This window comes from Microbispora sp. KK1-11 (assembly GCF_006874435.1).
In the GTDB taxonomy this organism is placed as follows: Bacteria; Actinomycetota; Actinomycetes; order Streptosporangiales; family Streptosporangiaceae; genus Microbispora; species Microbispora catharanthi.
In genome coordinates, this window is sequence record NZ_VIRJ01000004.1 from 111,621 (window position 1) to 123,732 (window position 12,112).

The window sequence follows — 12,112 nt, forward strand, 5'->3', positions numbered from 1 at the left end:
TCTCAATATCCCGCAAATTCGGATGTGCGGCACGAGGAGGCCGACAGCCGCTCATCACAATGACGCCATGACCAACGTATCCGTTGTGATCCCCTGTTACCGATCCGCCCGGACGCTGCCGGCCCTGGTGGAACGCCTTCTCGCCGTTCTGCCCGCCGCCGCGAACCTCTTCGAGGTCGTGCTCGTCGTGGACGGCTCGCCCGACGACACGTGGGAGGTGGCCCAGGGACTCGCCGAGCGGCACGACAGTGTCCGCGCCGTGCTGCTGGCCCGCAACTACGGGCAGCACAACGCCCTGGTCGCGGGCATCCGCTGCGCGCGCTACGAGGTCATGGTGACGATGGACGACGACCTGCAGCATCCGCCGGAGGAGATTCCCCGGCTCCTCGCGGGCCTGGGGCCCGACCTCGACATCGTGTACGGAGTGCCGAGCGGCGGAACGCACGGGCGAATCCGCGATTTCGCCTCCAAATCGCTGAAGTGTGGCCTTTCCGGGCGGTTCGGCGCGGAAAACGGTGCGGACATCTCCGCGTTCCGCGCCTTCCGGAGCTTCCTGCGCGAGTCGCTGGACGGCGTCGGAGGTCCGCACACGCAGATCGACATCGCCTTCTCCTGGGCGACCACCCGGGTCGGCACCGTGGAGGTGCGGATGCAGAGCCGGCTCGTCGGCCGCTCCAACTACACACCCGCGATGCTCGTCCGCCACGCGATCGGCGTGTTCGTCGGATACAGCACGCTCCCCTTGCGCCTGGTGACCTACTTCGGCCTGCTGACCGGGGCGTTCGGCATCGTCCTGCTGGCGGTCTTCCTGTGGACGTACTGGTCGGGCGACAGCACGGTCAAGGGCTTCACCTCGACCGCGTCGATGATCGCGTTGTTCGCGTCCGCCCAGATGATCGCGCTGGGCATCATCGGGGAGTACCTCGGCAGGATCCACGTCGAGAGGATGGGACGCCCCACCTACATCGTCCGCACCCGGGTGGAGAGCGGTGCGGCGCAGCCGATGACGGTGACGGGCGGGCCGGAGGGGTGGAGCGCGTGAAGCGGGTCGCCATCGTGCAGTCGAACTACATCCCCTGGAAGGGGTACTTCGACCTGATCGCGCACGTCGACGAGTTCATCCTGTTCGACGACGTCCAGTACACCGACAGGGACTGGCGCAACCGCAACCTGATCAAGACGGCCGCCGGCCCGAAGTGGCTGTCCGTCCCCGTACGGCGGGGCCCGCGCGGCCGCTTGATCAACGAGGTGGTCACGAGCGACATGGAGTGGCCCCGCGCGCACTGGCTCCTGCTCGCGCAGACCTACCGCAAGGCCCCCTGCTTCGAGGAGGTCGCGCCGGCGGTCGAACGGCTCTACCTCGACTGCCACGCGGACCGGCTGTCGGACGTCAACCGGCACTTCCTCGATGGGCTGCTGGGCCTGCTCGGCATCCCGGCGAACCTGAGCCGCGCCGAGGACTACGGCGCGGCGGGCGCCAAGACCGAGCGCCTCGTGGACCTGTGCCGCAAGGCGGGCGCCGACGAGTACCTCACCGGCCCGGCCGCCCGCGCCTACCTGGACGAGAGCCTCTTCGACCGGGCCGGGATCGGGGTCCGGTGGTTCGACTACTCCGGCTATCCGGAGTATCCGCAGGCGCACCCGCCGTTCGACCACCACGTCAGCGTGCTCGATCTGATCTTCAACACCGGGCCGGCCGCCGCCCGGTATCTCAAGTGCGCCCGGCACCTCAAGGATGCTCAGCGCTCCGCGGCCGGGCCGGCGATCTCGTAGACGGTGAAGTCCCCGGAGCGGAACCGCGGGGAGGCGACGTCCCCGATCCTCGCGCCGGGGACCGTCAGCCGCTCGTCCACGAACAGCCAGCGCACCCCGTAACGGTCCCGCAGCGACCGGGCCGCCTGCGCCGAGGGCGCGGCGAACACCGCCTCGTTCGCCCGGAGCCGCTCGCGGTCCCAGAACGGCAGATACCAGAGCACCTGGCCCGGACTCCACCGGTCCAGGTTCGCCGTCGCGTACGCCCACCCCTCGACGAGCACCCGCCGCTCGGCCAGCGCCGACACCCAGGCCGCGCGACTGTCGCAGGGGCCGTCGACGCCGAGGCGGCAGTGCAGGTTCGTCGCGACGACGTCGCCGGGGCGGGAGTGGTCGCGCAGCCACCGCGCCACGGTGACGATGCCCTGCGGCATCGCCTGGGCCCGTGCCGCGCGGTCGGCGTCCTCCGCCGCGTTCACCGGGGTCTTGTACGTCACCGGAAGGACCCGGGTGAACCAGGCGGCCGGCGCGGCGAACGCCGAGGTCACCACGAGCGTGAGGGCGAACGAGCGCAGCGCGCCGCGCCGCGCGGCGGCCAGCGCGACCGCCGTCAGCGCCACGAAGACCAGCAGGGCGGCGTACGGCAGGGCGAGCACGCCGAGCGACTCGCCGTCGGGCAGCGGGACCCGCACGTCGCACAGGATCCGGATGCAGTAGGCGGCGACGGCCCCGGCGCCGGCGGCGCACACGATGGGCAGCGGCGACGTCCCCGATCTGCGTATCACGGTGACGAGTCCGTAGACCGAGACGATCGCCAGATAGGGATAGGGCGCCTGGAGGAAGTAGATCTCCGACAGGCCGGGATGCCCGAAGCAGAGCGCCACGGCCAGCCCGGCCAGGCTCATGCCGAGGGTCAGCACGACGGCGGGCCTGGCGAGCGCCCGGGGCCGGCTGAGCAGGCCGAGCGTCCCGCACCAGGCGACGGCTCCGGACAGGACGCACAGGAGGGTGAGCCCGAGGACCGTCGTCAGCGGCCCCCCGAGCGGCCTTCCGTCGCCGACCACGCCACCCCACGTCACGCGCATCAGGGACAGCGGAGCGGCCGTCGTCCCGCCGCGCACCCCGCCGTACAGGACGAACTGGGCGTAGAGCAGGCAGGCCGCGCTCATGCCCAGTGCGACCAGGGCGGGGCCGTGCGGGCGACGACGCCGCACCGACCCGGCGACGGCCACCGCCGCCAGGCCCGCCGTGAGCAGGGGCAGGTACGTCGCCTTGGCCCCCATGACGGCCGCCAGGAAGAGCGCCAGCAGGAGCCACTCGCGCGGGTTCCGCCGCCGGTTCTCCAGCAGATCGCTCAGCAGGAGGAAGACCGGGACGAACAGCAGCGCGCCGAAGGTCTGGGTGGGGCTCGACCAGGACTGGACCGGTTTCCAGACCAGCGCCCCGCCGGCCGGGCCGATGTAGAGGTTCGGCGCCGCGACGAGGAAGACCGCGGCCAGGGCCGTCAGGGCTCCGGCCCGCGACCCGATGACGCGCCGGGCGGCCATGCCCAGCAGGACCACGAGCGCCGCGATCATCGGCAGCATGCCGAGGCGGAACAGCAGCACCAGCGGCTCGACGCCGGTCGCCCAGCTCGCCGCCGCGTAGTGGGCGTAGACGAACCAGTGGTACGGCAGGGGCTCCCCGGCGACGATCGGCATCGTCGGGGGCACGTGGTGCCGCAGCTCGCCGATGAACGCCAGGTGCAGGGGCATGTCGGGGTACGACGCCCCGAGCGCCGGCCAGGTGAGGGCCTGCGTACGGAAGAAGTTGACCGCGCTCCAGACCACCAGGTAGGAGACGACGAGGGCCAGCGACCAGGACCACCAGATCGGCGACCGGGCCGTGGCGGGGGCGCTTCTCCAGTGCCGCCGCAGGCGGGGCACGAGGAGGAAGGCGACGTACGTCGCGACCGGCCAGGCGAGGACGAGCAGCGGCGCCCCCACGGCCCGGGCCGCGATGTAGGCGAACACCTCCAGCGCGTATCCGAGGGCCAGCCCGAGCGCGACCTCCTCGCCCCGGGAGCGGTCACCCCGGTAGAGGGCGCGGACCAGCAGCGTTCCCGGGACCGCGAGGCAGGCGACGACGTAGCCGCAGAAACGGGCCATGTCGGAGACGCGGACGCCGTAGCGGCTCAGCGCGGCCGCCGTCAGCGCGAGCACCACGACCGCCGGCGCCCATCTCACCAGCGTTCGCCGTGCCGGTGCGCCGTTCATCGGCGCGGCATTCGTCGCCGCACCGGTCGTCGATTCCTGCGGTGATTTCACCGGGCTCCGGGTCCGCGGACTTCCCCCGGTCGCGCTCCTCGCGACCGAATCGAGCAACGTTTTCTCATTCGATCGGGACGGGCCCGTCGCCGGGATTTCCCGAGGCGAGGTGTCAGCCATGCGTGCGATTCTCGCGGCGGCGGCACCGCTGATTCGCCCGCGACCTCGTTCCGGGCGGATTCCTTGACATTCTTTTGCGGGTGTCCCGCTCACCGGCCGGAAAGGCGGAAATCGCGATCCGCCTTTCCGGCACGCCGTCACGAAGGGCGGTGCGCCCGCACGACCAGGGTGACCCCCGGAAGCGATTTGACGGGCAGATATCTCTCGGCCGCGACCACGGCGCCCAGCCCCAGGTTGACCAGGCGCGGCACGTCCGTGACGTCGGAGCCGCTGGTGCGCTTCCTGCGCCAGGCCACGATCGGCCGCATCAGCACGTTCCAGCTCCACATGCGGTCGACGACCAGCCCGGCCCCGCGCAGCAGGGCGGTCAGTTCCTCCCGGGCGTACCTGCGGAAGTGGAAGGACGCCACGTCGTGCGCCGACCACAGCGCCATGTCGCACGGGACCGTGATCAGCGCCCGGCCGCCCGGCCGCAGCACCCGCACCAGCTCGCGGGCGGCCGTGTGGTCGTCCTCGATGTGCTCGAGCACGTCGAACGCGAGCACGAGGTCGAAGGACTCGCCGGGCAGCGGCAGGTCGCACGCGTCGGCGTGGATCGCCCGCAGGCCCCGCCGGACGGCCAGCTCGACCGCGGTCTCCGAGTAGTCGGCCGCCAGCGCGTCCCACCCGTGCGCCACGAGCACGCGGGTGTTGCCGCCGCCCGCGGCGCCGATGTCGAGTGCCCTGCCGGGCGGGCCCAGCCGCCGCAGCTCCCGGGCGAGCATGGCGCGCCGCTCCCGGTACCACCAGTGCCGGTCCTCCAGCTCGACCGTACGGCGGATGTCAGTGGCCTCCATGGGCAGCCTTTCCTAATGATCAGTTCTTACGTCGGGCGGGAAACGTCCAGAGTCTGTGCACGAGGTAGGTCAGCGGCACGTTCACGACGATGACCAGCGCCTGCGCCACCATGATCGGAATCCCGGCGAGCTCCACCAGGAGCGGAACGCCCGTGACCGACGCCGCCAGGAAGCCCAGCCCGACGGCGTAGAACCGCAGGTGGCCCAGCAGCCAGGACGATCCGGACACGCGGAAGACCCTCAGCCGATACCACGGATAGACGACGACCGAGGCGGCGAACTGGCTGGTCACGAGCAGGATGAGGTAAGGGACCCGTTGCCCGAGCGCGGCCAGTTGGACGCCGAGGATCACGTAGTACACCACGGCCGACATCGCGCCGCCGCCCAGGTAGAGCACGCGCCGCCGGTCGAGCGCCACGGCCAGGACCCGCCGCGCGAGGTGACGGCGCACCGCGGGCGGGCGGCGATCGTCACCCGGACCTGGAGGTCGAGCGGATCCCGGTGCCGGTCTCGCCGCGAACCCGGCCGCGTTCCGTCTCACGTCAGCGCACCCTGTAGCCGCGCACCGCGTCGACGACCCGGGCCGCGCCGGCCTCGCCGAGACCCGCGAACAGCGGCAGCCGTACGAGCCGGTCCGCGACGTTCTCGGTGACCGGGCAGCCGCCGGGGGCGGTCCTGCCGTGCCGCAGACCGGCCGGGGAGCTGTGCAGCGGCTGGTAGTGGAACGCCGCCTGCACGCCGCGTGCCGCGAGGTGGGCGATGAACGCCTGCCGGTTGCCCAGGTCGGGCAGGAGCAGGTGGTAGAGGTGCGCCGGGTGCGCGCGGTCGCCGGGGACCGACGGCTGCGCCACCCCGTTCTCGGCCGCCCAGTCCGCCAGGCCCTCGTGGTAGTCGCGCCAGACCGCCTGGCGCAGCCGCTGGATCGTGTCGAACGACTCCAGCTGGGCGGTCAGCATGGCGGCGAGGACGTCCGAGGGCAGGTAGCTCGACCCGACGTCGACCCACTGGTACTTGTCGACCTGTCCCCGGAAGAACCGGCTGCGGTCGGTGCCCTTCTCCCGGATGATCTCGGCCCGCGCGGCGAGGGCGGCGTCGTTGACGAGCAGGGCGCCCCCCTCCCCGCACTGCACGTTCTTCGTCGCGTGGAAGCTCTGCGTCGCCATGAGCCCGAACGACCCGAGGGGCCGGCCCCGGTAGGACCCGCCCAGCCCGTGGGCGTTGTCCTCGATCAGGGCCAGGCCGTGGCGTCGCGCCACCGCGCCGATCGCGTCCATCTCGCAGCCCACCCCGGCGTAGTGGACGACCACCACGGCCCTGGTCCGCTCGGTGATCGCGGCCTCGATCAGGCGTTCGTCGATGTTCAGGGTGTCGGGCCTGCAGTCCACGAACACCGGCACCGCTCCGCGCAGGGCGTAGGCGTTGGCGGTCGACACGAACGTGAACGACGGCATGAGGACCTCGTCGCCGGGCCGCAGGTCCAGCAGGATCGCCGACATCTCCAGGGCGTGCGTGCACGAGGTCGTCAGCAGGGCGCGGCCGGCGCCGGTCAGTTCGCACAGGAGCCGGCCGGCCCTCTCGGTGAACGGCCCGTCCCCGCAGGTGAACCCTTGGCGTACCGCCTCAGAGAGGTAGGCGAGCTCGTTGTCCGCGACGTGGGTCCGGTTGAAGGGGACAGCCTTCAGGCTGGTGGTGCTCACCGCCGTAGTGAACAACGGCCCCGCGCCCCCGCCCCGCCGCCGCCGCGCGCGGTTGGCGAATCATGGCGCAAGCCTTACGGCGGCGGCGGGGAACGGGGGCGGGCCGGGCTATCTCGCGTTGACGACCTGCACCACTTCGTTCGAGGTGCTGGGCGCGAAGCGCACCCACGCCTCGGCCTGCGCCGTGAGGCCGCCGAGGTAGACGGCGGTGATGTGGTGCTCCCCCACCGACAGCGCCGAGGTCGTGAACGTGGCGGGCGTGTCGGCGCCGGTCTGCATCCCCGAGCCGATGACGACGCCGTTGTCCTTGAAGACCACCCTCCCGGCGGGCGCCAGCGTGCCGCTGCGGGGACGCACTCGCGCGGTGAACGTGACCGGGAACTTCGCCTGGGAGGGGTTCGGCGAGGAGGTCAGCTGGGTCGTGGTGCCGGGGTCGAACGGCAGCGTGACGCGCGTCGGCGGCGGGACGATCGCGTCGACCTCGTTCGCGCGGTCGATCCCGTTGTCCGCCTCGGTGGTGCCCTCGATCGTGACCGTGTTGTCGAGCAGGAGGGTCCGTCCGTCGATGACGGCGCCCTCCGCGACCTTGATCGAACCGCGGGCCAGGACGGTGCCGCGGAAGGTGGAGTACGTCCCGAGGGTGGCGCCCTCGGTGGCCTGCCAGAAGACGTTGTCCGCCTGCGCTCCGCCCACGAGCATGACGTTGCTGACCCTGGCCGTGGTCAGCGTGCTCGCGCGGAAGATGAAGACCGCGTCCGGGTTCCCCCCGGCGTCGATGGTGAGCGTCCCGTCGATGCGGAACGTCCCGTCCGACGAGTCGTAGACGCCGGGGGTTCTGCGGGTTCCGCCGAGCTCGGCGGGCACGGTGACGGCGGGGCCGCGACCCGAGATGTCGTCGTACGCGGCGGTCGCGTCGGCCATCACCTGCGCCGCCTCGGCGTCACCGGCGTGGACGTCCCCCTCGATCACGCCCGGCGGGAAACCGGTGACGGCGGTGCCGGGGCTCACGTCGACGTCCCCGGTGATCAGGGTCGCGTTCGCGCTGATGACCGTGCCCGCCGCCAGCACCGCCGTGTGCTCGGCGGCGCCGAGGTCCACCGGGGGCTGGTCCGCGCTCGCGCGGCCGTCCATCACGACAAGGACTCCCGCGACCAGGGCCGCGACCAGGGCCGCGTACAACCACACCGCGGTGGCGCCGCGTGGGAGAAACCGGCGGTGACCGGCGACTGCCGCCATGAGAGGACTCCTCCTTCTCGGGGATCCGGCCTTGCCGCGGGATCGGCCCACACGGGTCGATCGGCGGGTCGCGGCGGCCTGCCCGCGCGTAAGCATTGGGTAAGGGGATCGGCAGGGACGCGGCCGGACACCGGGCGGGGGCGTTTCGTTGCCCGTTCTTTGCCCGGCGCCGGCCGTTTCGTTCAGCCCTGCTGGAACACGACGTCGACCCAGTAGTTCGACGATCGGAAGGTGCTGGCCGGGAAGGTGTCGGTGGCGCTGTAGGCGTACACCCCGTTGCCGCCCGACGCGCCGTCGGAGGGCGCGGTCAGCGGGCCGTTGCTGCGCGACGACGTGAAGTACGGCCTGGTCAGCGAGTAGCGCCCCGAGGTGTGGTACGAGGCGACGTAGGTGGTGCCCGCGGTGATGGCGACGGGGCTGGGGAAGTCGACCTGCTGCCACCCGCTGGCGGTCTCGTTGGTGAAGGTCGCGGTCGCCAGCCGCGTGCCGCCGGCCGTCCACAGGCTGCCGATGTGGGTCCCGGTGTTCTGCGGGCCCTTGTAGAACCGGACGCCGGTGACCAGGCCGCCGGCCGTGGAGGTGAACTTCACGCCGAGCGTCGCGTCCTGGTCGTCGGGCTGGTTGACGACCGCGGGGGCGTCGGTGTTGTCCCAGAGCGTCTGCGCGGGAGTGAACATCACGTCGACCCAGTAGTTCGACGCCCGGTAGCTGCTGGCCGGGAAGGTGTCGGTGGCGCTGTAGGCGTACACCCCGTTGCCGCCGGACGCGTTGTCGGAGGGCGCGGTCAGGGGCCCGTTGGTGTACTGGGTGTTGAAGTACGGCCGGTCCATCGCGTAGAAGCCGGAGGTGGTGTGGTACGACGCGATGTACGTGGTGCCGGAGCTGATGGCGACGGGGTTGGGGAAGTCCATCCGCTGCCACCCGGTGTCGGTCTCGTTCGTGAAGGTCACGGTGGCGAGCTTCTGGCCGTCGGCCGTCCATAAACTGCCGGTGTGGGTCCCGGTGTTCTGCGGGCCCTTGTAGAACCGGATGCCCGTGATCACGCCGTCCACCGCCGACCGGAACTTCACGCCGACCACGACGGCCTGCGGGTCGTTCCGCGACGCCTGGTCGGGGGTCACGCTGTCGCTCCACAGGCTGACGCTCGACACGCTCTGCACCAGCTCCGGCGACGTGCTCGGGGCGAAGTGGATGACCTGCTCGCCGTCGAAGGTGTCGCCGCCGAGGTAGACGGCCGTGATCCGGTGCTGCCCGGCGGCGAGGCTCGACGTGGTGAGCTTGGCGGGATGCCCGTCGTCGTGGTAGTCGGTGCCGATGACCGTCGTCCCGTCCTTGAACGCCACGTAGCCCGCGGGGACGATCGACCCCGACTGCGCCTGGACGTTGGCCGTGAAGGTCACCGCGTCCCCCGTGTCGGACGGGTTGAGCGATGAGGTCAGGGTCGTGGTCGTGGGCGGATTGTTCGGCACCGTGACGCGAGTGGCCGGGAGACTCATGGTGCCCTGCAGGCCGATCGTGCTGTTCAGCGAGAACAGCCGTCCGTACACCGCGGCGCCCGAGCTGACCGACACCGCGCCGGAGGCGAGCACGTTGCCGCGGAAGGTGCAGAACGTGCCCAGCGACGCGGTGCCCGTGAGCTCCCAGTACACGTTGTCCTCCTGGGCGCCGTTGATCAGGGCGATGTTGCTCACGCCGCCGGCGGTGAGGGTGGTGCCCCGGAAGACGAAGACGGCGCCGGGGTCGGCCTGCGCGTCGAGCGTGAGCGTGCCGTTGATGGTGAAGGGGCCGCTGGTGGAGTCGTAGACGCCGGGGGTCCTGGTCGTCCCGCCGAGGGCGGGTGGGATCGTGGCGGTCGAGGACATGGCGGCGATGGCGTTGTACGCGTCGACCACGTCGGCCTTCGCGCCGGCGGCGGCGGCGCCGGTCCGGATGGAGCCGCTCACGGTGCCCGGCGGGAAGCCGGTCACCGTGGTCCCCGGGCTCACCCCGAGGTCTCCGATGATCGAGGTGAGGTTCGTGTTCGTCACCGACGTGCCCGCCAGCACCGCGTAGGTGTCGCCGTCGCCGATGGTCAGGGACGGGTCGGCGCTCGCGCCGCCGGGGATCGCGACCCCCAGTGCGAGGACGGCGAGCAGAGCGGTGAGGGTGGCCGAGAGGCGGCGCCGGAGGGTTCCGCCGGAGCCGGGGCGGTGTCCGCCACCCGTCCTCCGCGGGGCGGGCTCACGCCCGCGTTTCATTGCATTGCCATTCATTTGCCGACCTTTCTCGCGCAATCGGGCGAATGCCACATAACTCTGCACACCGCAATGGGACTTTCTATGCGAACCGGCTCGCGGAGCCGACAGATGCGATGCGCAAACGATGACGCGAGGAAGGCCGCCGCGGAATGGGTGATTGCCGCGCCGATGAAGAGGATCTATGTGCGGGCGGAAAAGATCTACGAAATGCCCGCTCGGGTTGGATAGTACTCCGGGGCCTCCGGAGTTTCCATACGGTCCGCTCCTTTTGCTGCGTCCACCTCCCCTTTCATCGCATTTCCAGATAAGCAAATCGCCTTTTGCGCCAGACGTTTTCCGACGGGCCGGGCGGGAGCGCCGCCCGGCCCCGGACGGGTCAGGACAGGACGGTGAAGGGACGGCAGTTGCCCGGCCAGGCGGGGACGCCGCCGGTGCCCGGGGCCGGGAAGACCGTGCACCGGGTCTGCGCCACCTGATCGGCGGTTGCCACGGTCACGTACAGGTCGTTGCCCGTGCCCGCGAGCTCGGCGTCCACGGAGACGGCCAGCACACCGGCGGGATAGCCCGCGACGTGGGACAGGTCGTACCAGGTGTTCGTGCGGGGATCCCGGACCAGGGTCCTGCCGTCACCGGGGACACGGCCGAGGAAGGTCAGAAGCGAGCCGGGATTGCCGACGAAGGAGCTCGAGTCCACGCTCGTCGTGGGGCCGGCGGGCCCGGGTGGTCCTTGCGGACCGGCCTTCCCCTCCGGTCCGGCCGGTCCCTGCGGTCCGGCGGGACCCGGCGGCCCGGGTGGTCCTTCCGGTCCGGCCTCTCCCTCGGGGCCTTGGGGTCCTTCCGGCCCTGCCTTCCCCTCGGGTCCTTCCGGTCCTGCCGGCCCTTTCGGACCTTCCGGCCCGGGCGGCCCCTGTGGTCCCTGCTCGCCGGTCTCCCCCACCGGCCCGGCCGGGCCCACGGCTCCCCGCTCGCCGGACGAGCCGAACGGGACGAACGGACCGGCGGGCCCGCCCGCTCCGGACAGCCAGGGCGGCGCCGACATGAAGGGCCCGGCGGCGCCGCCCGAGTCGCGGGGGCCGCCGTCGTCGTCCCACCGGGGTACGGCTGCCGCGGGCCCGGCCGGCCGGACCGGTGCGGCGGCCCCCGCCGCATCCGGCACCGCGGACGGCGGAGCGGCGGCGGCGCCTTCTCCGGCCTCGTCGTCCCACGGCCAGGGCGGCGCGGCGAACGTGGCGGCGGTCCCTCCCCGTGCGCCCCGGCCCTCCGTCGCGGGCGCTCCCCGCGGGGCGCACGGCCGCTTCCTCGCCTTCTTCGCGCCGCGGTTCGCCGAACCGTGCGGACGTCCGCTCCCGGGGCCGCATTCCGTTTCCGCCTTCGGCCCTCGCGGGCCGTGGCCCAGGGTCGCGGACGCGGTCCCGCTCGCCGTGACGCCCGCGCCGGCCGGAGCGGACAGCGCCACGACTCCGCCGGCGACCACCCCGGCGATCACCCCGGCGACCGCACGCCGCAGTGCGCCCGCCCCGCCGGGCGACCGCGACGTCGCCCCACTTTCCCGAGGATTCACCCGAACCCGTCCTTCCAGCGAGAAATCCAGCTTCTGATGCCCTGTCCCAGGGCCGGCGCGAAATCCCGGCGAATTCTTTTCCCGGGGAAACCGCCACGTGGGTGTTCCGGCCGCCGAGCGGCCGGGGCGTGCCGAATCGACGCGCATCCCTTGCCCCGCCCTTTGACGGCGGTTTATCCGGCCCGGCGCCGGCGGCGCGCACAGGGCGCGCGAAATGGCAAACGGTATCCGCCCTGCAGGGAACTCTCCGCTTCCGCGCATCTCGCCGGGCGATATTCGGTCACCGCTATCCTTCGCTAGCCGTCCTCAGCTTAAGGCGTTCCGTCGCGCGAACCAGAGGTTGTACATGCCAGGCGAATGGAAAACA

General features: G+C 72.0%; 9 protein-coding genes. 2 read left to right on the forward strand and 7 right to left on the reverse strand.

Annotated features, from left to right (window positions below):
- Positions 1–67: 67 nt before the first annotated feature.
- Complete coding sequence (locus FLW16_RS08175; RefSeq protein WP_142559276.1) at positions 68–1,042, forward strand: glycosyltransferase family 2 protein; 975 nt, start codon at positions 68–70, stop codon at positions 1,040–1,042.
- On the forward strand, positions 1,039–1,773 hold the full coding sequence (locus FLW16_RS08180; RefSeq protein ID WP_142559278.1) for a WbqC family protein: 735 nt from the start codon (positions 1,039–1,041) through the stop codon (positions 1,771–1,773). Before FLW16_RS08175 ends, FLW16_RS08180 begins: the two co-directional genes overlap by 4 nt.
- On the opposite strand, the gene FLW16_RS08185 is transcribed toward FLW16_RS08180, so the two are convergent.
- The 7 genes from FLW16_RS08185 to FLW16_RS44405 form a co-directional block, all read right to left on the reverse strand.
- A complete protein-coding gene (locus FLW16_RS08185; RefSeq protein WP_142559280.1) occupies positions 1,740–3,977 on the reverse strand; it encodes a hypothetical protein in 2,238 nt (745 codons plus the stop codon). The two genes, FLW16_RS08180 and FLW16_RS08185, sit on opposite strands and share 34 nt — an antisense overlap.
- A 338-nt stretch (positions 3,978–4,315) precedes the next feature.
- Complete coding sequence (locus FLW16_RS08190; protein ID WP_142559282.1) at positions 4,316–5,014, reverse strand: bifunctional 2-polyprenyl-6-hydroxyphenol methylase/3-demethylubiquinol 3-O-methyltransferase UbiG; 699 nt, start codon at positions 5,012–5,014, stop codon at positions 4,316–4,318.
- 19 nt (positions 5,015–5,033) lie between these two features.
- Positions 5,034–5,465, reverse strand: a complete 432-nt coding sequence (locus FLW16_RS08195) for a GtrA family protein (RefSeq protein WP_142559284.1) — start codon at positions 5,463–5,465, stop codon at positions 5,034–5,036.
- A gap of 91 nt (positions 5,466–5,556) precedes the next feature.
- Positions 5,557–6,711: a dTDP-4-amino-4,6-dideoxygalactose transaminase gene (gene rffA / locus FLW16_RS08200; protein ID WP_260615012.1), complete on the reverse strand. Its 1,155-nt coding sequence runs from the start codon at positions 6,709–6,711 to the stop codon at positions 5,557–5,559.
- 108 nt (positions 6,712–6,819) lie between these two features.
- Complete coding sequence (locus FLW16_RS08205; RefSeq protein ID WP_185949316.1) at positions 6,820–7,947, reverse strand: ice-binding family protein; 1,128 nt, start codon at positions 7,945–7,947, stop codon at positions 6,820–6,822.
- Between the two features lie 182 nt (positions 7,948–8,129).
- On the reverse strand, positions 8,130–10,184 hold the full coding sequence (locus FLW16_RS08210) for a DUF4082 domain-containing protein (RefSeq protein WP_185949317.1): 2,055 nt from the start codon (positions 10,182–10,184) through the stop codon (positions 8,130–8,132).
- A 376-nt stretch (positions 10,185–10,560) separates the two neighbouring features.
- Complete coding sequence (locus FLW16_RS44405; protein WP_221890956.1) at positions 10,561–11,745, reverse strand: hypothetical protein; 1,185 nt, start codon at positions 11,743–11,745, stop codon at positions 10,561–10,563.
- Positions 11,746–12,112 lie beyond the last annotated feature (367 nt).